This is a genomic window from Curtobacterium sp. NPDC089185, from assembly GCF_040685235.1.
GTDB classification, from domain to species: domain Bacteria; phylum Actinomycetota; class Actinomycetes; order Actinomycetales; family Microbacteriaceae; genus Curtobacterium; species Curtobacterium citri.
In genome coordinates this window covers 58,456-79,148 of sequence record NZ_JBFBHK010000004.1, presented here as the reverse complement: position 1 = coordinate 79,148, position 20,693 = coordinate 58,456, and the positions used below count along the sequence as shown (strand labels likewise).

Here is a 20,693-nt window from a genome sequence, read left to right as displayed (position 1 = left end):
GGTGGTCGGGGTGGTGCTGTCGGTCATGCGGGTGCGTCTGCTTCCTGGCCTGCGGTCTCGCCGTCGCGCTGCAGCAGCTCGATCGCTGCGGGCAGGTCGTCGGGGGTCTTGATGGCGACGGAGGGCGTCCCGCGCAGGCCGCGCTTGGCGAGGCCGACGAGGGCGCCGGCCGGCGCGAGCTCGATGATGCCGGTGACGCCGGCGGCCGCGAACGACTTCATCACGGCGTCCCAGTGCACGGGGTTGGCGATCTGACGGACCATGAGGTCGACGAAGCGGCGGCCGTCGTCCACGCGAGAGCCGTCGGCGTTGGTCCAGATCGGCAGCGTGGGGTCCTGCGCGGCGGTGGCGGCGGCGACGGGGGCGACCCGGTCGACCGCGGGCGCCATGAAGCGCGTGTGGAAGGCGCCGGCGACCGCGAGCGGGATCACCCGCGCCTTCGCGGGTGGCTCGGCGGCGAGGGCGGCGATGCCGTCGGCGGGGCCGGCGACGACGGTCTGCCCGCCGCCGTTGTGGTTCGCCGGCACGAGGCCGTGCTGCGCGAGGGCCTCGGCGACCGCGTCGGGGTCCCCACCGAGGACGGCGGCCATCGAGGTCGGCTCGAGCGCCGCGGCGTCGGCCATCGCGCGGCCGCGGGCGGCGACGAGCGACACGGCGTCGGTGGGCTCGAGGACGCCGGCGACGCCAGCGGCCGTGAACTCGCCGACCGAGTGGCCGGCGACACCGCCGACGAGGTCGCGGCGACCGTCGGCGAGCAGGGCGTCCGCGGTCACGAGGCCGGCGGCGACGATGAGCGGCTGTGCGAGCGCCGTGTCCTTGATGGTGTCGGCGTCCGACTCGGTGCCGTGGTGCGCGAGGTCGACGCCGATCGCCTCGGACCACGCTCCGACGCGGTCACGGACGGCGGAGTCCTCGAGCCAGGGGGCGAGGAAGCCGGGGGTCTGGGAGCCCTGTCCGGGCGCGACGACGACGATCACCGGTCAATCCTTCCCGTCGACACGCTCCGCACCCGTGTGGACATCCCACACAGATGCGGCGGAGTCGTTGTGCGATCCCCACCGGCGCGGATCGGCGGGGGCGGCGCGGACGGCGCGATCAGCGGCGGTTGGGCAGGCGCCGGCGTCCGGCGCTCGACTCCGACATCGCGCCGAGGATGAGCGCCGACTGCACGATCAGGGCGTCCCGTGCGTGCGTGGCGTCCCACCCGATCACGTCGGCGACCCGGCGCAGGCGGTAGCGGACCGTGTTCGGGTGCACGAAGAGCTCCCGTGCGGTCGCCTCGAGGGACCGCCCGGTGTCGAGGTAGCACCAGAGCGTCTGGAGGAGCTCCGTCGACTGGTCCTTGAGCGGCACGTAGATGCGCTGCACGAGGGCCGACCGGGCGAGCGGGTCGCCGGCCAGTGCGCGTTCCGGCAGCAGGTCGTCGGCCAGCGCCGGACGGGGGGCACCGCGCCAGGCCCGCGCCACGGCGAACCCGGCGAGGGCGCCCTTCGCGCTGGTGGAGGCGTCGACGACCCCGGGGACCTCGTTGCCGAGCACCAGGTGGCCCTCGCCGAAGGACGGTTCGAGGGCCTGCGCGATCGCGGTGAACGAGACGGGTTCCTCGCCCTCGGGCACGTCGTCACGCGGCGTCGCGCGCCCGATGACGACCACGAGTCGGGAGCCCTGCACGCCGACGAGCACGTCGGCGTCCATGTGCCGTGCGGTCCGGCGGATCTGGTCGACCTCGAGCTGCCGCGGGGCGTTCCCCACGAGCACCGCGACCTCGCCGTGGCCGTGCCAGCCGAGCGCGGCGATGCGGGAGGGCAGCTCGTCGTCGTACTCGCCCGAGAGGATCGAGTCGACCACGAGCGCCTCGAGCCGCGCGTCCCACAGCCCGCGTGCCTCGGCGGCGCGGGCGTACACGTCGGCCGCGGCGAAGGCGATGTCCCGCGAGTACTTGAGGATCGCCTCCTGCAGCATCTCGTCGTCCTTGGCGCGTTCCTCCACCACGGTCACGACGACCCGGATGAGCTGCAGCGTCTGCTGCAGGCTCACCGAGCGCAGGAGTTCACGGGGCGCCGAGCCGAAGACGTCGGCGGCCGCGATCCACGGGGTGGAGGCGCTGCCCTCGAGCCACGAGATGAACGAGGTGATGCCCGCCTGGGCGACGAGCCCGACGGCGGAGCGGCGCCCCGGCGGCATCTCGCTGTACCAGGGCAGGGTGTCCTCGAGCCGCTTGATGGTGGCGGTCGAGAGTTCGCCCGACACCTGCCGGAGCCAGGAGAGCGCGCGTTCGCGGTCGTTCTCCCGGCCCACGGCAGGGTCGGTGCGGGGTGTGCTCACGCGCAGATCAGCTCTCGCCGCCCGCGCTGCCGGTGGTGCCGGCGTTGACGTCGTGCAGGCGGTACTTGTCGATCGCCTGCTGGACCACGGCGTGGTCGACCTTGCCCTGCTTTGCGAGCTGCTGCAGCGTCCGCACGACGACCGAGGGGCCGTCGATGTGGAAGAAGCGGCGGGCCGCCGGGCGGGTGTCCGAGAAGCCGAAGCCGTCGGCGCCGAGCGTGGCGTAGTCGGTCGGCACGAACGGGCGGATCTGCTCCTGCACGGCGTGCATGAAGTCGCTCACCGCCACGACCGGGCCCTCGGTCCCGAGCAGGCGCTCGGTGACGTACGGGGTGCGCGGCTGCTCGTTGGGCTCGAGGAACGCCTGCTGCTCCGCGTCGAGACCGTCGCGGTACAGCTCACCCCAGCTCGTGACGCTCCAGACGTCGGCGGACACGCCCCAGTCCTCGGCGAGGAGCTGCTGCGCCTCGAGGATCCACGGCACCGCGACGCCGGACGCGAGCAGCTGGGCCTTCGGGCCGTCGTGCTCGCTCGGCTGGAGCAGGTACATGCCCTTGACGATGCCCTCGACGTCCACGCCCTCGGGCTCGGCCGGCTGCACGAGCGGCTCGTTGTAGACCGTGAGGTAGTACATGACGTTCGGGTCGCTGTGCGCCGGCGAGCCGTCCTCGTTCGTGCCGTACATGCGGTCGAGGCCGGACTTGACGATGTGCCCGATCTCGTAGCCGAAGGCCGGGTCGTACGCCACGACCGCCGGGTTCGTCGCCGCGAGGAGCGGCGAGTGGCCGTCGGCGTGCTGCAGGCCCTCGCCGGTCAGCGTGGTGCGGCCGGCCGTGGCGCCGATCATGAAGCCACGGGCCATCTGGTCGCCCGCCGCCCAGATGGCGTCGCCGGTGCGCTGGAAGCCGAACATCGAGTAGAAGACGTAGACCGGGATGAGCGGCTCGCCCTGCGTCGAGTACGAGGTGCCGATGGCGGTGAACGCCGCGAGGGCGCCCGCCTCGTTGATGCCGACGTGGACGATCTGGCCCTGCGGGCTCTCCTTGTACGCCAGGAGGAGCTCGCGGTCGACCGACGTGTAGTGCTGGCCGTTCGGGTTGTAGATCTTCGCGGTCGGGAAGTACGCGTCCATGCCGAACGTGCGCGCCTCGTCCGGGATGATCGGCACCACGCGGTCGCCGAAGTCCGGCGAGCGGAGCAGGTCCTTCAGCAGGCGGGCGAACGCCATCGTCGTGGCGACCTCCTGCTTGCCAGAGCCCTTCTTGACGACCTGGTACTTGGACTCGTCCGGCAGCGTGAACTGCGTGTACTTCGTCCGGCGTTCCGGCACGTACCCGCCGAGCGCGCGGCGGCGCTCGTGCATGTACTGGATCGCCTCGTCGTCGTTGCCCGGGTGGTAGTACGGCGGCGTGTAGGGGTTCTCGTCGAGCTGGGCGTCGGAGACCGGGATGCGCATCTCGTCGCGGAACTGCTTGAGGTTGTCGAGCGTGAGCTTCTTCATCTGGTGGGTCGCGTTGCGGCCCTCGAAGCTCGGACCGAGGCCGTAGCCCTTGACCGTCTTCGCGAGGATGACGGTCGGCTGGCCCTTGTGCTCGGTCGCGGCCTTGAACGCGGCGTAGACCTTGCGGTAGTCGTGGCCACCGCGCTTGAGGTTCCAGATCTGGTCGTCCGAGTAGCCCTCGACGAGCTGGAGCGCCTTCGGGTCGCGCCCGAAGAAGTTCTCGCGGACGTAGGCGCCGTTCTCGGCCTTGTACGTCTGGTAGTCGCCGTCCGGCGTGGCGTTCATCAGGTTGAGGAGCGCGCCGTCGGTGTCGCGGGCGAGCAGGTCGTCCCACTCGCGGCCCCAGACGACCTTGATGACGTTCCAGCCCGCGCCGCGGAAGAACGCCTCGAGCTCCTGGATGATCTTGCCGTTGCCGCGGACCGGGCCGTCGAGGCGCTGGAGGTTGCAGTTGATGACGAAGTTCAGGTTGTCGAGCCCGTCGTTCGCCGCGACCTGCAGCTGCCCGCGCGACTCGACCTCGTCCATCTCGCCGTCGCCGAGGAACGCCCAGACCTGCTGGTCGCCGGCGTCCTTGATCCCGCGGTTCGTCAGGTACTTGGCCTGCTGCGCCTGGTAGATCGCGTTGATCGGGCCGATGCCCATCGACACGGTCGGGAACTGCCAGAAGTGCGGCATCAGGCGCGGGTGCGGGTACGACGACAGCCCGCCGCCGGCATGCGACTGCTCCTGGCGGAAGCCGTCGAGCTGGTCCTCGCTGAGGCGTCCCTCCATGTAGGCGCGGGCGTACATGCCGGGGGAGGCGTGGCCCTGGAAGAACACCTGGTCGCCACCGGACGGGTGGTCCTGCGCGCGGAAGAAGTGGTTGTAGCCGACCTCGTACATCGCGGCGCTCGACGCGTAGGTCGAGATGTGGCCGCCGACCGAGACACCGGGGCGCTGGGCGCGGTGCACCGTGATCGCGGCGTTCCAGCGGATCCACCGGCGGTAGCGGCGCTCGAGTTCCTCGTCACCGGGGAACTCCGGCTCGTCCTCGGGCGCGATCGTGTTGACGTAGTCGGTCGTCGGGACCATCGGCACGCCGAGGTGCAGCTCGTTCGAGCGCTTCAGCAGGCTCTGCATGATCTCGCGCGCCCGCTGGTGGCCGTGCGTCGCGACGAGTCCGTCGAGCGACTCACGCCACTCTGCGGTCTCCTCCGGGTCCTGGTCGGTCCCTGCGGTGCTGCGCGGGTCCTGGTCGTTCACCGTCACCCTTGACCTCGTTCGTTCTCGTGGTGGTGGACATGGGGGCCACCGGTGGTCGGGTCACGACCGGTTGGGGCCCACACCACCTTAGGCCCCACGACCGACCCGCTGGCTGATGGTGCCGTGCGCCGGTGGTACTTGCGTTCGGGTGGCAGCGGCGTACGATGGCCGATCGTGCACGCGTGACCCGCGGGTGTGCACGTGACACGGGCACCTCCCACGCCCGAGGAAGAAGCAACGCACCGATGGCACTGGAGATCGGCTCCCTCGCGCCGGACTTCGAACTCCCGAACCAGTTCGGTGAGCACGTCCGCCTCAGCGACTTCCGCGGCGTCCGCCCGGTCGCCCTCGTCTTCTTCCCGCTCGCGTTCTCGTCGGGGTGCACGAACGAGCTCTGCACCCTGCAGGACAACATCGCGATGTTCCAGGACCAGCGCGTGGAGCTCATCGGCATCTCGGTCGACTCCAAGGCGACGCTGCGGTCCTTCGCCGACACCCACGGGTACGACTTCGAGCTGCTCGCCGACTTCTGGCCGCACGGCGCGGTGTCGAAGGAGTACGGCGTGTTCCTCGACAAGAAGGGCTTCGCCACCCGCGCGACCTTCGTGATCGACGTGCAGGGCCGCATCAAGGCCTCGATCATCACCGAGCCCGGCCTGCAGCGCGACGTGGCCGAGTACCGCGAGGCGCTCGACCGCCTCGCGGCGTGCACCGCGCCCGTCCCGGTCGGCTGACGGGCCCCTCCACGCCGCCGCCGGCTCCGAAGGAGCGGTGGGCGCAGCCGCGCCCGCGAGCACGGACGGGAGGCCCGGTGGACGGTACCGACACCGCACCCGTCCGGCAGACCGTCGCCACCCGTGCGTACGCACCCTGGCCGGTGACGGACGATGCCGGCAGGTGGTCGCTGACCGTGACCACGGTCGCGACGGCCGTCGGCCGGGTCGTCGTGCACCACCGCGCCGGGCCGGACCCCGTCCTCCTGCTGCACGGCGTCGCCGGCTCGTGGACCACGTGGACGCCGTTCCTCGCCGCCACCGACGGCCTCGGCGCCCGCGGGCTCGTGCTCGTCGACCTGCCGGGCTGGGGCTCGTCCCCGGCGCCCGGCACGCCGTTCACCGTCGACGACGGCGCACGTGTGCTGGTCGCCGTGCTCGACGCGCTCGGGCTCCCGAGCGTCGACGTCGTCGGCCACTCGATGGGTGCCTTCGTCGGCCTGCACCTGGCCGTCGTCGCCCCGCGGCGCGTCCGGTCCCTGGGGCTCGTCTCGGGCACCACCACCGCGACCGCCCGTGCGTCGCGGCACCCGTGGCGCGCGCTCCGGACGCTCCCGGCGTTCACGCTGCTGCGCGCCGGGCTGCTCGTGACCGGCAGCGCGGCACACGGCCTGCTCCGGGGCATCGCACGCACCGGCCTGCTGCCGCTCGTGGCGGCGCCGGTGTTCGCGCACGTGCGGCGACTCGACCGGAGCGTGCTCGCCGCCTTCGTCGACGAGTTCCGCCCCGCGCTGTTCACCGCCGCCGCCCGGGCCGCCGCCGGCTACGACGTCGACCGCTGGCGGAGCGTCCGGTGTCCCGTCGCGGCCGTCCTGGGGCGCGACGACGTGTTCGCCCGGACGTCCGACCTCGACGACCTGCGACGGCTGCTGCCCGGCGTGCGCAGCGCGGTGCTCGACGACTGCGGGCACTTCGCCCACGTCGAGCGACCCGTGGCCGTCGCCGCGTTCCTCACGGCGACGGCCGACTGAGCGCCGGCGACGCTGCGCCTGGAGCCAACGCCCAGGGCACCCGCGACGCTCAGCCCACCGGCACCCGTGTGGGGAAGGTCGCGGCCACCCGCGAGCGCACCTCGGACACGACGGCACGGCGCATCGCGGGGGAGAACAGCGCGTGGTCACCGTCCGGCACCTCGACGACGGAGACCCGCACGCCCCAGCGTCGGACGGCGCGGCGACCGCCGTAGCGCTCGAACCGCTCGATGTCCTCGGGGGCGGCGACGACGACCACGTCGGTGCCGTGCTCGACGATCGGGGCCAGGTGTCCGACGACACCGCCGAGCGAGCCCCGACGGGCGATCGCATCACGGACCCGGGCGGGCACGAGACGGTTGTACGGACCGCGGAGCGCCCGGCGCAGCGGGGAGGCGTCCGCCACCGCCTGCGCGGACTCCGCGTACGAGCCGGGCGCGGCGGGCGTGCGGCGGTAGTCGTTCGGGCTGATCTCCACGACGAGCCGCGGGTTGTCGTCGACCGCACGTCCGGCGATCCACGCCCCGGCGCACATGCCGACGATCGCGAGCCGTTCGGACGGGATCCGCAGCTCGGCGACGACCGTGTGCTGGTCGTCGACCCACTCCTGCGCGAACAGGAAGGTGTCCTCGTCCGCCCGGACCGCTGAGCTCTCGCCCGTGCCCCGACGGTCGACGCGCACCACGCGGGCACCGTCGCGGGCCAGGATGCGCGCGAGGGCGACCTGGTAGTCCACGGCGCCGGTGCGGTGCTCGGCGGCACCGTTGTGCAGCAGCACCACGGGCGCGTCCTCGTCCTGCGCCGACGAGACGGTCTCGATGGCGAAGAGCCCGTTCGGGCCGATGCGGACCATCCGCTCGGAGACGCGCTCGTCGACGTCGAGGACCTCGACGAGCGCCGGCGGCACCGTCGGGGCGGCGGACACGGGCGCCCACTCGTCCAGGCGGGCGGCGATCCGGTCGACCGCGGCCTCCGGGATCCGGGCGTCGATGCTCGTGCCGTCGAGGAGCTCGGCGGTCCCGGGCACCTCGAGCACCTCGGCGGCGCCGAGCGCCCGCGGGGCCGCGGCACCGGGTCGGACGACGGCGACCGTGGGACCCGACCGCGGCGCGAATCCGAGCGCGCCGAGGACGGCGAGCTCGGCCGGTGGGAGGTCGATGCCGACCAGGGACTCGACGCCGTCGACCACGCGGTCCGCGCCGATGGTGATCGCGGCGAGCGCCCGCTGGCCGCGCAGCCACGCGCGGCCCGACGCCGGGGCGTCCCAGACGACGAGGGCGTCCTCGTCGTCGGCCGCCGCCGCGGCGACGAGCGCGGCCGACGCGAGCCCGACGAACGCCACGCGGTCGACGCCGGAGCGACGCAGGAGCGCCGCGGCGTGCCGTGCCGACCGGACCTGCGCGTCGGGCGCGTCGTCGTCGGCGGCGTCCCCACGTCCGGACGGGTCGTAGCGCACCGAGGCCACGCCACGGGCCTCCAGGCGGTCCGCCAGCAGGCGCAGCGTGCGGTAGGCGATCACGCCCTCCTGCCCGAGCGGCGGGCAGAGCACGACGCCGGCGCGCGCCGACCGCGGGAGCTGGACGGCGACGCGCAGCGCCGGTGCGCCGGACCAGCCGTGGTGGGTGCTCACAGCGCCAGCGCCGCACGGACGTCGGACGTCCAGCGGTCGGGGTCGGTGCCGTGCGCCGCGAAGAGTGCGATCGTGATCCGCTCGAGGCCGAAGGCGATGCAGGCGCTGTGGGCGACCCCGCCGTCCGCGGTGCGCAGTCCGAAGGAGGTGCCGAAGTGGTCCTCGTGCAGGTTCGCCGACGAGATCGCCGTCGCGTCGTGGTCCGGGCCGTACACGGGGGTGACGAACTCGAACTTGAGCGCCTGCTCGACCTGGTTGCGCGCGAGCATCTGGCCGACGCGACCGAAGAAGGGGTCGTTCGCGGGCACGACCTCGATCGCGAGCCCGAACGACTCGAGCAGGGCGCGCATGCCCGGGATCCGGCCGTCGCGGTGCGTCTTCGCCGACGCCGGGGTGCCGATGTGCACGAACTCGTGCATGTGGAACGCCTGCAGCCGCATCGGGTCGAGGGAGGGCTCGCGGCGGAAGGAGTCGCCGACGATGTCGAAGGTGCGACCCCCCTCGGGGACGGTGTCGCCGACCAGGCCGTACACGGGGTGGCAGACCGCCGGCGTGAGCATGAGGTCGGCGGGCTGCAGGAAGGTCTCCCAGCGCTCGCCGCGCTCCCGGGCCGCGAGCAGGGCGCGGTGGGTGCGGTCGTCACCGGTGAACCCGGAGATCGACGCGGCGAGGTCCGGGAAGGACGCGATGTAGTCGGTCCGCTCGAACGCGGCCAGGGGCTCGACGGGCGGGAAGCGCAGGACCTCGGCGTCGAGGTCGGCCTGGCTCCGGACGGCCGCGGCGTCGACCGCCGCGTACACGCGCTCGAAGACGCCGGTGCGGCCGTAGAGGCCGGGGGACCCGAGGTCGATGAGCACGCCGTCGGCGAGCAGGCGACCGCGGAGGTCGGCGCGCGCGGCGGCGAGGGCGGCGGCGCTGTCGCCCTCGGTGGTCGTGGTGGTGGGGTCGGTGATGGTCACAGGATCGCTCCGCTCGTGAGGGCCAGTACTGCGTCGTTCTGGAGGAGACGGTCGTTGCTCACCATGACGGCGGCACCGTGGGCGTCCCGGAGGTGACGGGCGACGCTCGCCGGGCCGCTGGCCGCGAAGCCCGCGATCCCGATGATCCGCATCGCCGTGGTCACGATGTCGACGACCTGCTCGGACGCGTTGATCTTCAGCGCGTTCGCCGCCAGGGCGTACGACGTGGACTCGAGCACCGACGGGTCGTCCGCGACCGCGTCGAACCGCTCGGCGGCGTGCCGGACGGCATCGCCGAACGTCTGCAGCTCGACGAGGAGCTCGGCGAGCCGGAGTGCGCCGGGCGGGGTCGTCCCCACCGCGGCGCGTGCCTGCCGGCGAACCGTCCTGCGCGCGCGGTCGGCGGCGTCGGCGGCGATGCCGAGCCACACCGACGCCCACAGCACGTGCGAGACCGGCAGGACGGTCTGCGCCGAGATGGTGGCGTAGTCGTCGCGGAGCACACGGTCCTCGTGGGTGTCGGCCTCGAGCACCCAGCCGTTGCTGCACGTGCCGCGGAGCCCGAGCGTGTCCCACGTGGACGTCTGCGTCAGCGTGGTCTCGGCGGGCAGGCAGATCACGAGCCGCTGGTCGGAGGGGGCCGCGTCGGGGTCGCGCCGGGCGGTGACGAACACGGCGTCCGCCTCGGTCGCGTACGAGATCACCGGCGCGTCCTTGCGCAGGTGGATCCGACCCGAGGACGACACCTCGACCGCGCAGGTGCTGCGGCGGGCGTCGCCGCCGATGCCCTTCTCCGTGGTGGAGGACGCCACGAGGGCACCGCCGCGGACGGCCTCGGTCATCTCGGAGACACCGAGCCCGACCCCGCCGTGCCGCCAGAGCGCCATGGCCTGGCCGTGGTGCATCGCGAACACCATGCCGGTGGCGGCGCAGGCGCGACCGAGGGTGGTGGCGATCGCGGAGAGCTCGGCGAGCGAGGCACCGGCACCGCCGAGGGCCACCGGCACCGCTGCGGCGAGGAGGCCGTGCTCCCGCATCGCGGCGATGGCCTCGCGCGGGGGACGAGCGTCGCGGTCGACCTCCTCGGCGAACCGGGCGGCGACCTCGGCGACCAGGGCGGCGGGCGCGGCGAAGCGGTCGGCGCTCGCCGTGGTGTCGGCGACGGTGGCGGGGCCGTGTCCGGATCCGGTCGCGTGTGCGGCTCCGGCTCCGGCTCCGGCTCGGGGGAGGGGTCGGGCGTCCGCCTCGTCGGTGGTGACCGGGGCGGTCACGCGGCGGCCTCGGCGGCAGCCGTGATGGACTCGATCGTGGCGAAGGTCGAGCGGTGCAGCGCGGACTCGGGGAACTCGACGTCGAGCTCGTCCTCGACCGCGAGCATCACGGTGACGGACGCGTGCGAGGTCAGGCCGAGGGCGTAGAGGTCGGCGATGGCTGCCACGGTGGACGCGTCGACGCTGAGGCGTCCGTGGGCGGCGAGGGCACGGCGGACCGCCTGCTCGGCGATCGGGGCGGCGAGTGCGACGGCGGTCGCTGCGGAGGTCGGTTCGTGGTGCATGTGGGCAACCATAAGGAGCGCGGCGGCCCGGAAAACCGCCGTGCGGGTGCGCGAACCCGCACGCGGGCCGCAAGAACCGTCGCGGCGGCGTTCAGCGCTCGGACATGGCCACGGCGGTGGCGATCGCCAGCCCCCGTTCGTGGGACAACGACACCGCGACGGGACCGCAACCGATCGCCGCGGCCAGCTCGGCGGCCCGTCCGGACAGCTCGACGAGCGGAGCGCCGGACACGTCGAGCACGACCGCGACGTCGGTCAGCGGCACCGCCTGGTCGCGCCCTGGACGCAGGAGCTTGAGCACGGCCTCCTTGCCGGCGAAGCGCGCGGCGAGCCGCTCGGGGTCGTCCCCGACGTCGGCGCGCTCCCGCGGGGTGAACACGCGGGACAGGTACCGCTCGCCGTGGGCGGCGACGGCCGCGACGACGTCGTCGACCGCCGCGAGGTCCGTGCCGGTCCGGATCGTCGTCATGCAGGCAGCGTACGGGGAGGCGGGGACGCCGTTCAGCGGTACTGAGTCCGTCAGCGGTACTGCGGCGGCCAGTCGAACGGGGCCGGCCGGTGCGCGACCTCGCCGACCGTCGTCACCGCGAGCACGACCTGCCGGCGGTCCGTCAGCTCGATCGACCGCGGGTTGCCGAGGTACCGGTGGCCGTCCACCCACACGGTCAGCTCGCCTCGCAGCCCACCGACGTGGCCGGCGCCGAGCGAGACGTCCCACTCGTCGAAGAACTGCCCGAGGGTGAACGTCTGCCGAGTGGGCGACTCGACGTGCAGGATGCCCGAGGTGTCGTGCGTGTGCAGCTCGGCGGCGAAGTGCTCGCGTGCCGAGTGGCCGACGTCACCGGGGACCGTGACCGGGGTCGCACCGTCGAGCACCGTCAGGTGGGTGTGCACGTGCTCCGCCAGCGGCTCGCCCCAGACGTTCCGCAGCCCCGCCGCCTCGGCCCGCGTCTCGAGGTCGGTGGGCGCCGGCCAGGGAGGCGCGGTGCGGGTCGTCCCCGTCGCGGGCGCCGTGCAGAGGGCGAGCAGGACGACCGCCACCGCCGCGACGAGCGTCACGACGACACCGCGTGGTGCCGTCGTGCGCGCGCTGCGCGGCGGTCGGGCGCTCACCACTTGTCGTGCACCGTGGCCCGGAACCACCGGTCGTAGAGCTCGTGCACGGTGGCGTCGAGCGCGCCGAGGTCGAGTGGGCTGCCGTCGAGCGCACCGCCGTCGACGAGGTCGGCGGCCCCGGCGTTCGATCGGGCCTGCTCCGGGTTGCGGGCGCCCGGGATCGCCGCGGTCACGCCGTCCTGCGCGACGATCCACGCGAGGGCTGCCTGCGGCACCGAGACCCCCTCGGGGAGCGCAGCCGCGAAGGCCTGTGCCGCCTGCACGCCGTCCTCGAAGTCGACGCCGCTGAAGGTCTCGCCCTGGTCGAAGGCCTCGCCGTGCCGGTTGTAGTTGCGGTGGTCGCCCTCGCTGAACGTGGTGTCGGTCGTGTACTTGCCGGAGAGCAGCCCCGATGCCAGCGGGACGCGCGCGAGGATGCCGACCCCCGCCTCCCGTGCGGCCGGCAGCACGCGGTCCAGCGGCTTGAGGCGGAAGGCGTTGAGGATGACCTGCACGCTCGCGACGTGCGGGCGGGCGATCGCGGTGAGCGCCTGGTCGGCGGTCTCGACGGAGACGCCGTAGGCGGCGACCGATCCGTCGGCGACGAGCGCGTCGAGCGCGTCGTACACGGCGTCGTCCTCGAAGACCGGCGTCGGCGGGCAGTGCAGCTGGACGAGGTCGAGCGTGTCCTGCTGCAGGTTCCGCCGGGACCGGTCCACCCACTCGCGGAAGTTCGCGGCGACGTAGTTCGACGGGACCTGGTCGGCTCGGCGGCCCATCTTCGTCGTGACCGTGAGCGGGACGTCCGGGTTCGCCTGCCGCCACGCCCCGATGAGCTGCTCGCTCCGGCCGTCGCCGTACACGTCGGCGGTGTCGAAGAGCGTGGTGCCGGCCTCGACGGCGGCGTCCATCACGGCGTTCGCGTCCTGCTCGCTGACGGGGCCCCAGTCACCGCCGAACTGCCAGGTGCCGAGGCCGACGACGGACACGGTGCGGCCGGTACGGCCGAGGGTGCGACTCTGCATGGGACCGAGCGTAGTCACCGGGGTGGTGCGCTTCCCCGGCCTGTCCGTCCGCCGCCGTCAGCGGTCGACGGAGCCGGGCTCGACCGTCCCGGGTTCGACGGGGCCGGGCAGGGCGGCGCCCGCGCGCTGGAGGAGCGCCCGTGCCGCTCGGGCGCGGGGGATGACCCACGCGACCGACCAGGTCCCCATGCCGATCCAGAGCGCGGCGAGCAGCGTCGTCAGGACCGGTCCGTGTTGGTCGGCCATCGACAGCGTCATCGCGGTCCAGAGGACGCAGAGCACGACCTTGCCCCACCCCGCGCCCTCGCGGTCCGCCTGGGCCTGCAGGGCCGGGACCCACTCCTCGGCGGGGACGCCGAGCGGGACCCGCCCCTCGGCGACCCAGCGCTGCACGGCGACGGCGTGCTCGTAGCCACCCGCCGCGCGCCAGGAGCGCAGCTGTGTCCAGACGCCCACGGCGCCGCCGAGCACGGCCGCGGGGACGCCGACCCCGACGACGAGGCCCGTGGTCGTCGTGGCCCACGACGAAGCGACGAGCACGGCGAGCACGACCCCGAAGGCCGCGCCCGCGACCGCGCTGCCGAGCAGGCGCAGGCGACCCGCCTCGTCCACCACACCGACCCTGTCCACGAGGAGCGACGCTACGCGCTCCCGACGACCGCACGCTGCACGTCCGCCGTCGATCCGGCATGATCGACCGGTGCCCTCCTCGAACCCGACCCAGGTCTACCGCGCCGCCCGCGACGAGCTGCTCGCCGTCCTCGACGAGCGCGACCCGGTCCGCGCCGAGGAGGCCCGCCGCGCCTTCCGGTGGCCCGACCTCGGCGACACGTTCAACTGGGCGACGGACTGGTTCGACGTGATCGCGCGCGGGAACGACCGCGTGGCGCTGTGGATCGTCGACGAGGACGGCGGCTCCCGGACGACCTACGCCCAGATGGCGGCGCGGTCCGACCGCCTCGCCGTGCACCTCGACCGGCTCGGGGTGCGGAAGGGCGACCACGTGCTGCTCATGCTCGGCAACCAGCTCGAGCTCTGGGAGACGATGCTCGCGGTCATGAAGCTCGGCGCCGTGATCCTGCCGACCTCGACCATGCTCGACACCGCCGACCTGCAGGACCGGATCGACCGCGGCGGCGTGGCCCACGTCGTCACGAACCACGGCGAGACGCCGAAGTTCGACGGTGTCACGGGGGCGCCGTCCCGCATCGTGGTCGGGGGCGCCGCGGACGGCTGGACGACCTACCCCGACGACCTCGGCGACCCGGCACCGGAAGGCGAGGCCCGACCGGTGGTCACCACCTCCACCGGCGACCCGTGCCTGGTCTACTTCACCTCCGGCACGACCTCGAAGCCGAAGATGGTCGTCCACTCCCAGGTCTCCTACCCCGTCGGGCACCTCAGCACGATGCACTGGCTCGGCCTCCGGCCCGGCGACGTCCACCTCGCGATCAGCTCGCCCGGCTGGGGCAAGCACGCCTGGAGCTGCTTCTTCGCTCCGTGGATCGCCGAGGCGACCGTCTTCGTGTACGACACCCCACGGTTCGACCCCGCCGGGCTGCTCGCGCAGCTCGAGGAGGCCGGCGTGGACACGTTCTGCGCGCCGCCGACCGCGTGGCGCATGATGCTGCAGGCCGACCTCGGGCCGAAGCCGCGGGCCCTGCGCGAGGTCGTGTCAGCGGGGGAGCCGCTCAACCCCGAGGTGATCGCACGCGTGCAGGCGGCGTGGGGACTGACGATCCGCGACGGCTACGGGCAGACGGAGACGACCGCGATCGTCGGCAACGTGCCCGGCGCTCCGGTGACCCCCGGCGCGATGGGTCGGCCGCTCCCCGGCGTCACCGTCACGCTGCTCGACCCGGTGACCGGACGTGCCGGCGAGGAGGGCGAGGTGTGCCTCGACCTCACCGAGCGGCCGACGAACCTGATGGCCGGCTACCTCGGCGACCCCGAGCGCACCGCCGACGCGATGCGCGAGGGCTTCTTCCGCACCGGCGACGTCGCGAGCCGGGACGCCGACGGCCAGCTCACGTTCATCGGCCGCACGGACGACGTCTTCAAGTCGTCGGACTACAAGGTCTCGCCGTTCGAGGTGGAGAGCGCACTGCTTCGGCACGACGCCGTGGCGGAGAGCGCCGTGGTGCCCGCTCCGGACGAGGCGCGGCTCAACGTCGTCAAGGCGTACGTGACGCTCGCGGCCGGGTGGGAGCCGACCGCGGACACCGCCCGCGCGGTGCTCGAGCACGCGCGCACCGCGCTGCCGGCGTACGCCCGCGTCCGCCGCGTCGAGTTCGGCCCCCTGCCCAAGACGATCTCCGGCAAGATCCGGCGGGTCGAGCTCCGCGAGCGCGAGGAGCAGGCGGCGACCGCCGGCACCCGGGTCGAGGGGGAGTGGCGGGACGAGCAGTTCCCCGAGCTCCGCGCCGTCGGCCGTCGGGCGACGCAGCGGAGCCCGCACACCGACTGAACGGTGGGCGGGCTCCGGAAGCGGCTGAACGGCCGGCGGTCGTCCGTCAGGCGTCGGTGGCGCCTCAGGCGGCGCGGAAGAAGTCGCCGTAGGTCGGCTCGGGCGGGACGTCGCCGTGCGTGCGGTGGTGCACGAGGGCGTCGATCTCGTCGGGGTGCCGCAGACCGCGGCGGTGCCACTCGTGCGGGTTGCGCTGGAGCTCGTGGAGGTCGCGGATGCTCATCGCGCTCAGGCCCCCAGCGTCACGACGGTCACGGCGGCGGTGGCCACGGTGACGGCGACGATCCCGAGGCTGGTCGCCACGACGGCGAGCAGGCGGCCACGCGCTGTCTCCCGGACCTCGGAGAACTGCGAGTGTGTTGCGTCGATGGTGCTCATGGCCGGCCCTTTCCCGTGACGTCGGTCGTCACCGTTCGGCGACTGGCACCAGCTTGCTCCGGTTTCTCTAGTTTGTCTAACTACTGATGTGGATGCGTACGCATCTCGGACATCGGGCGGGGTCGGTCGGCGCCGTCGGCCTCGACCGAGGGGGCGTCGGCCTCCATGACGGTGATCATCTCGGTCAGGAAGGCGCTCATCTCGGCGACGGTCTGCGGTGACAGCCGGTCCGCCGCGGCGATCATCCGGGCGTGCACGTCGGTCAGCTCGGAGCGGACCTCGTCGTCGCTGCGGACCGTGGCGACGAGCAGCGCACCGCGGCCGTCGGCGGGGTCGGCACGGCGTTCGGCGTGCCCGGAGGCCACGAGCCGCTTCACGACCGCGGTCGTGGACGCCGACGTGATGCCGAGGTGGGCCGTGAGGTCGCCGGGCCGCACCGGTCGCCCTTGCTCGCCGGCGCGCAGCAGGAAGCGCACGGCCTCCATGTCGGTCGCGTTCATCCGCATCGAGCGCCGCTTGCGTTCGCGCATGGACACCTCGGCCGCGCGGTACCGCCGCATGAGCGAGAGCAGTCCGACCCCGGCCTGCTCCTGCCGGTCGGGGTACCAGTACCCCGACGTCCCGTGCGTGCCGTCCTCGGTCATCGCACACCTCCTCGTCCCGTCGGGTCCTCGTCCCGTCTGGGTCGGACCGTACCGAGCGTGCCTCGCGATGGGGACCACGCGTCGGGGTACAGACGATTGCTCGAACGCGGCCGCGGGGGTGCGCGGGCGGCGGACGGGAGGCGCGTGGCGGGCCCCGCCCCGTGCCTCCCGTCCCGTGGGCGACGCGCGCTCACCGGAGGCGTCGAACGGGGCGGCGGCCGATCCGTGACCCGAACACAGACCGACCGCCGGCGCCGTGGCACCTGACCCGTACCGCGACACCCCGATTGAACACGATGCCGCCGACATCGCGCCCCTTCAGCCGCAGGACGCACCGGACCGGGTGTGGTCCGGCGGGCCGCCACCCCCGTCGCAGGGGCGCTCCGGCGCGTCCCGGACCGCTCGCCGTCGCGGGTCGTAGGCTCACTGAGGAGTACTCGTCACGGGAGACGGAAGGCCGGCATGACCAGCACCACCACCAGCAGCCACCCCGCCACCGGAGCCGACGACGGCACACGGACGACGCAGGCCACGGCCTCGGTCGCCGCGATCCTCGCCGAGTCCGCCGCGCGGTTCCCCGACGACGTCGCCGTCGTGGTCGGCGACCGTCGGACGACCTACGCCGAGCTGTGGCGCGAGACCCTCGCGTACGCCGGGGCGCTGCGTGCCCGTGGCATCGGCGAGGGCGACCGCGTCGCGATGCTCGTGCCGAACGTGACCGACTTCGCCCGGGTCTACTACGCCGTGCTCGCGCTCGGAGCCGTCGTCGTGCCGGTGCACGCGCTGCTCAAGCGCCGTGAGATCGAGTTCGTGCTGCGGGACAGCGGCGCCGCGCTCATGGTGTGCGCCGCCCCGCTCCTCGGCGAGGGCGGTGCCGGTGCCGAGCTCGCGGGCGTCGACCTCCTCAGCGTGCTCGCGCCGGCCGACACCGCCGACGGTCCGGACCGCCTGGAGGCCCTCGCCGCGACCAGCGAGCCCCTGACCACCTACGTCCCGCGGCACCCGTTCGACACCGCGACGATCCTGTACACGAGCGGCACGACGGGACAGCCGAAGGGCGCCGAGGGCTCGCACTTCGCGCTGCTCGAGCAGGTGAACACGAGCCTGCTCACCACCTTCGACATGCGCCGGGGCGACGTCCTGCTCGGAGCGCTGCCGCTCTTCCACACGTTCGGGCAGACCTGCACGATGAACACCGGCTTCCGCGCCGGGGCCACGATCGTCATGCTGCCGAAGTTCGACGGCGACGCCGCCCTGGCGGCGATGGTCGAGCACGACACGGCGATCTTCATGGGCGTGCCGACCATGTACATCGCGCTCCTCGACGCAGCGACCCGCACCGAGGCCCGCCCGCGGCTGCGCTACGCCATCTCCGGCGGCGCGTCGCTGCCCCTCGCCGTCCTCGAACGCTTCCAGGAGGTCTTCGACGCCCCGGTACACGAGGGGTACGGGCTCACCGAGACCTCACCGGTCGCGTCGTTCAACCACGTGGGCTCCGCGCCCCGACCCGGCACCATCGGCACCCCGATCTGGGGCGTCGACATCGAGATCGCCGACCCGGAGGACGCCGACCACGTGGTGCTGCTGCCGCGCGGGGAGATCGGCGAGCTCGTCATCCGGGGGCACAACCTGATGAACGGCTACCTCAACCGGCCGGACGCCACCGCCGCCGCGATCGTGGACGGCTGGTTCCGGACCGGGGACCTCGGGACGAAGGACGACGACGGCTACCTGACGATCGTCGACCGCACGAAGGACATGATCATCCGCAACGGCTACAACGTGTACCCGCGGCAGGTCGAGGAGGTCCTCGCCACGCACCCGGACGTCACCATGGCGGCCGTGTTCGGTGTCCCGCACGAGGTGCACGGCCAGGAGGTCGCCGCAGCGGTCGTGCTCCGTCCCGACGCCACCGTGACCCCGGAGGAGCTCGTCCGCTTCGTCGCGGACGAGATCGCGGTGTACAAGTACCCGCGCATCGTGCACGTCGTGGACGTGCTGCCGCTGGGGCCGAGCGGGAAGGTGCTCAAGCGGGAGCTCGTCGAGCGGTTCGGCTGAGGGGTCGGGTCAGCGACCGGCACCGTCGGGTGACCGGTGCGCGCGGTCGCGGGCGCTACCGCGGTTGCGGTCGCTGCCGCGGTCGCGTTGGCGGTCACGACTGCTCGCGGCTGCGGCGACGGCGAGGAACGCGAGTCCCGGGACACCGGTGGACAGGGCGGCCAGGACGAGCCACATCGGTCCGAAGTCCGCGCCGCCCTCGGCGCCCGCGGTCGCTCGCAGCCAGATCGCGGACGCGGCCCAGGACAGGACCGGTGAGGTGTGGAAGGCCGGGGGCCGCGGGTCGGGGGACCCTCTAGGATCGAGGGCAGGGGCCTTTAGCTCAGCTGGTAGAGCGCCACGTTTACACCGTGGATGTCGTCGGTTCGATCCCGGCAGGGCCCACCGGAGCAAGGCCTGGCCCTGCGTGACGTTGCAGTTGTCCTGCCGCGTGGTCGAGGGCTACTCGGCGTCGCCCGGCAGTGACGGGATCGCCGAGTACGGGTGTGCCGCGATGCGCACCGGCGGTTCGGCGAGGAGGTCGATGATCTCGTCGCGGAGCTCGTCGGCCATCGGGCTGTTCTCGTAGCCGTCCTTCGCCTCGACCGAACGGAAGACCTCGATGTTCCAGAGCACGTCCGGGTCGTCGTCCTCGCGCAGCATGATGAACCGGTCGGAGGATCCGGACTTCTCCTTCCCGACCGTCGCGAGGTGGAACAGACGGTCCGCCATGCCGGGTTTGGCACGCATCTTGATGATGTACGAGGGCTGATCTGCGAATGCCACGGTGGTCCTCCGATGTTGGTTGGAACGGTGTTCCAGAAGTATGGAACGACGTTCCAAGATGTGTCAAGATGGTGCAGTGACGAACGTGGGACAGCGACCGCAGCGCAGGTCTGATGCGCTGACCGAGGCCGGGATCGTCGACGCGGCGATCGAGATCCTCGACGACGGCGGCGCTGGCGCCCTGACGTTCCGCGCCCTCGCGGCACACCTGGCGACGGGTGCCGGTGCGCTGTACCACCACGTCGCGAACAAGGGCGTGCTGCTGTCGACAGCGGCGTCAGCGGCGATGACCGAGGTCCTCGCAGCGGCCGGGAGCGCCGATCCCGCCGCGAGCATCCGCTCGGTCACCGTCGGCGTCTTCGATGCGATCACCGCCCGTCCGTGGCTGGGGTCGCAGTTGGTCGCGGCGCCGTGGCAGCCGGCCGTGCTGCAGCTCTTCGACCGCCTCGGCTCTGATGTCACGGCGCTCGGCGTGCCGGAGCCGGCGCAGTTCGACGCCGCGTCCGCGCTCGTGCACCACGTCCTCGGCGTCGCGAGCCAGTACGACGCCGGTCAGGGCCTCGACCCGGCCGGAGGGGGTCGGTCGGGGGTCATCGCGTCCTCGGCGTCGCCGCTGGTCCGGCCCGACGGCGGACGGTACCCGTTCCTCGTCCGGATCGAGCAGCAGCTGGTCGATCACGACGACCGGCAGCAGTTCGAGGCGGGGATCGAGATCATCCTCACCGGGCTCGGCGCGCTCCGTCGCGGCGCGGCGACCGGTGAGGACACGGACCGGGGGACGGGGTCCTGATGGAGACGTTCATCGCCTGGAGCGGCTTCCTCGGAGCCTGGCTCCTGGTCGCCGGTCCGCTGTACCAGGGCGTGCTCGAACTGCGCGAGGAGGACGCCGACCAGGCCGGCGCCGACCCCGGTTCGCCGGTCGCACCGCCACCACCGCCGTCGCCGTGGTGGTGGTTCCTGCCCCCGGTCATGCTCGTCCTCCGGCGACGCCGGAGCATCGCGTACCACCGCACGGTGCTCGCGGTGCTGTCGCCGCAGCAGCGAGAGCACCGCGAGCGGTTCATCCGCAAGGCGACCGGATGGTTCGTCGTCGCGATCGGCGGGACGTTCATCGCGGTCAAGGAGACGTGGGAACTCGTCGAGCACCACGAGTGGCATCCGGCGGTGTTCGTGCTGGTCCTGGTCGTCATGCTCGCGCTCGTCGGTGGGAACACCGTCTGGCAGGCCAGCCGCTGGTCACGCGGGTCCGGTCCGGACCGCGGCGAGCGGCGGACCCACTAGCTGCGAGCGGCGGCTGGTCCG

General features: G+C 73.2%; 21 protein-coding genes and 1 tRNA gene. 7 read left to right on the top strand and 15 right to left on the bottom strand.

The window, feature by feature from the left end; genetic code table 11:
- Positions 1-23 precede the first annotated feature (23 nt).
- From AB0N84_RS05520 to aceE, 3 genes are all read right to left on the bottom strand, one after another.
- Positions 24-977, bottom strand: coding sequence for an ACP S-malonyltransferase (locus tag AB0N84_RS05520; RefSeq protein ID WP_363544270.1), 954 nt, complete (start codon positions 975-977; stop codon positions 24-26).
- 118 nt (positions 978-1,095) lie between these two features.
- Entirely contained in the window at positions 1,096-2,325 is a 1,230-nt protein-coding gene (locus AB0N84_RS05515; RefSeq protein ID WP_363544268.1) for a helix-turn-helix domain-containing protein, read from the bottom strand.
- A 7-nt stretch (positions 2,326-2,332) separates the two neighbouring features.
- Positions 2,333-5,077, bottom strand: a complete 2,745-nt coding sequence (gene aceE / locus AB0N84_RS05510; RefSeq protein ID WP_363544266.1) for a pyruvate dehydrogenase (acetyl-transferring), homodimeric type — start codon at positions 5,075-5,077, stop codon at positions 2,333-2,335.
- 239 nt (positions 5,078-5,316) lie between these two features.
- Between aceE and AB0N84_RS05505 the strand changes: the two genes are divergently transcribed.
- Positions 5,317-5,805 carry a peroxiredoxin gene (locus tag AB0N84_RS05505; RefSeq protein ID WP_069711086.1) on the top strand — a complete coding sequence of 163 codons (489 nt, stop codon included), beginning with the start codon at positions 5,317-5,319 and terminating at the stop codon, positions 5,803-5,805.
- A 77-nt stretch (positions 5,806-5,882) separates the two neighbouring features.
- Positions 5,883-6,815 (top strand): alpha/beta hydrolase, encoded by a 933-nt coding sequence (locus tag AB0N84_RS05500; protein WP_289458570.1) that lies wholly within the window; start codon positions 5,883-5,885, stop codon positions 6,813-6,815.
- 49 nt (positions 6,816-6,864) lie between these two features.
- On the opposite strand, the gene AB0N84_RS05495 is transcribed toward AB0N84_RS05500, so the two are convergent.
- From AB0N84_RS05495 to AB0N84_RS05460, 8 genes are all read right to left on the bottom strand, one after another.
- Positions 6,865-8,445 carry an alpha/beta fold hydrolase gene (locus AB0N84_RS05495; RefSeq protein WP_363544264.1) on the bottom strand — a complete coding sequence of 527 codons (1,581 nt, stop codon included), beginning with the start codon at positions 8,443-8,445 and terminating at the stop codon, positions 6,865-6,867.
- On the bottom strand, positions 8,442-9,404 hold the full coding sequence (locus tag AB0N84_RS05490) for an amino acid--[acyl-carrier-protein] ligase (RefSeq protein ID WP_363544262.1): 963 nt from the start codon (positions 9,402-9,404) through the stop codon (positions 8,442-8,444). Before AB0N84_RS05490 ends, AB0N84_RS05495 begins: the two co-directional genes overlap by 4 nt.
- Positions 9,401-10,675, bottom strand: a complete 1,275-nt coding sequence (locus AB0N84_RS05485) for an acyl-CoA dehydrogenase family protein (RefSeq protein WP_289458565.1) — start codon at positions 10,673-10,675, stop codon at positions 9,401-9,403. The genes AB0N84_RS05490 and AB0N84_RS05485 overlap by 4 nt, the downstream gene beginning before the upstream one ends.
- Positions 10,672-10,959 (bottom strand): acyl carrier protein, encoded by a 288-nt coding sequence (locus AB0N84_RS05480; protein WP_220456241.1) that lies wholly within the window; start codon positions 10,957-10,959, stop codon positions 10,672-10,674. The genes AB0N84_RS05485 and AB0N84_RS05480 overlap by 4 nt, the downstream gene beginning before the upstream one ends.
- A gap of 91 nt (positions 10,960-11,050) precedes the next feature.
- Positions 11,051-11,428 carry a holo-ACP synthase gene (locus AB0N84_RS05475; protein ID WP_182047249.1) on the bottom strand — a complete coding sequence of 126 codons (378 nt, stop codon included), beginning with the start codon at positions 11,426-11,428 and terminating at the stop codon, positions 11,051-11,053.
- Between the two features lie 50 nt (positions 11,429-11,478).
- A complete protein-coding gene (locus AB0N84_RS05470; protein ID WP_182047248.1) occupies positions 11,479-12,072 on the bottom strand; it encodes a hypothetical protein in 594 nt (197 codons plus the stop codon).
- Positions 12,069-13,079: an aldo/keto reductase gene (locus tag AB0N84_RS05465; protein ID WP_182047247.1), complete on the bottom strand. Its 1,011-nt coding sequence runs from the start codon at positions 13,077-13,079 to the stop codon at positions 12,069-12,071. The genes AB0N84_RS05470 and AB0N84_RS05465 overlap by 4 nt, the downstream gene beginning before the upstream one ends.
- Positions 13,080-13,136: 57 nt before the next feature.
- Positions 13,137-13,709, bottom strand: a complete 573-nt coding sequence (locus AB0N84_RS05460; protein ID WP_363544258.1) for a hypothetical protein — start codon at positions 13,707-13,709, stop codon at positions 13,137-13,139.
- Between the two features lie 70 nt (positions 13,710-13,779).
- On the opposite strand from AB0N84_RS05460, the gene AB0N84_RS05455 reads away from it, so the two are divergent.
- Positions 13,780-15,546, top strand: coding sequence for an AMP-binding protein (locus tag AB0N84_RS05455; protein WP_363544256.1), 1,767 nt, complete (start codon positions 13,780-13,782; stop codon positions 15,544-15,546).
- A 64-nt stretch (positions 15,547-15,610) separates the two neighbouring features.
- On the opposite strand, the gene AB0N84_RS05450 is transcribed toward AB0N84_RS05455, so the two are convergent.
- From AB0N84_RS05450 to AB0N84_RS05440, 3 genes are all read right to left on the bottom strand, one after another.
- A complete protein-coding gene (locus tag AB0N84_RS05450; RefSeq protein ID WP_182047244.1) occupies positions 15,611-15,769 on the bottom strand; it encodes a hypothetical protein in 159 nt (52 codons plus the stop codon).
- Between the two features lie 5 nt (positions 15,770-15,774).
- Entirely contained in the window at positions 15,775-15,924 is a 150-nt protein-coding gene (locus tag AB0N84_RS05445; RefSeq protein WP_182047243.1) for a hypothetical protein, read from the bottom strand.
- Between the two features lie 80 nt (positions 15,925-16,004).
- Positions 16,005-16,568, bottom strand: coding sequence for a MarR family transcriptional regulator (locus tag AB0N84_RS05440; RefSeq protein WP_289458553.1), 564 nt, complete (start codon positions 16,566-16,568; stop codon positions 16,005-16,007).
- A 462-nt stretch (positions 16,569-17,030) separates the two neighbouring features.
- Between AB0N84_RS05440 and AB0N84_RS05435 the strand changes: the two genes are divergently transcribed.
- Both AB0N84_RS05435 and AB0N84_RS05430 read left to right on the top strand, forming a co-directional pair.
- Positions 17,031-18,626, top strand: coding sequence for a long-chain fatty acid--CoA ligase (locus tag AB0N84_RS05435; RefSeq protein WP_363544253.1), 1,596 nt, complete (start codon positions 17,031-17,033; stop codon positions 18,624-18,626).
- A gap of 311 nt (positions 18,627-18,937) precedes the next feature.
- Positions 18,938-19,010, top strand: a tRNA-Val gene (locus AB0N84_RS05430).
- Between the two features lie 57 nt (positions 19,011-19,067).
- Here the strand turns inward: AB0N84_RS05430 and AB0N84_RS05425 are convergent.
- Positions 19,068-19,391: a hypothetical protein gene (locus AB0N84_RS05425; RefSeq protein ID WP_363544251.1), complete on the bottom strand. Its 324-nt coding sequence runs from the start codon at positions 19,389-19,391 to the stop codon at positions 19,068-19,070.
- 76 nt (positions 19,392-19,467) lie between these two features.
- Here AB0N84_RS05425 and AB0N84_RS05420 point away from each other — a divergent pair, with 76 nt between their 5' ends.
- On the top strand, positions 19,468-20,181 hold the full coding sequence (locus AB0N84_RS05420) for a helix-turn-helix domain-containing protein (RefSeq protein ID WP_363544249.1): 714 nt from the start codon (positions 19,468-19,470) through the stop codon (positions 20,179-20,181).
- On the top strand, positions 20,181-20,672 hold the full coding sequence (locus AB0N84_RS05415; RefSeq protein ID WP_363544247.1) for a hypothetical protein: 492 nt from the start codon (positions 20,181-20,183) through the stop codon (positions 20,670-20,672). The genes AB0N84_RS05420 and AB0N84_RS05415 overlap by 1 nt, the downstream gene beginning before the upstream one ends.
- Positions 20,673-20,693: the final 21 nt, after the last annotated feature.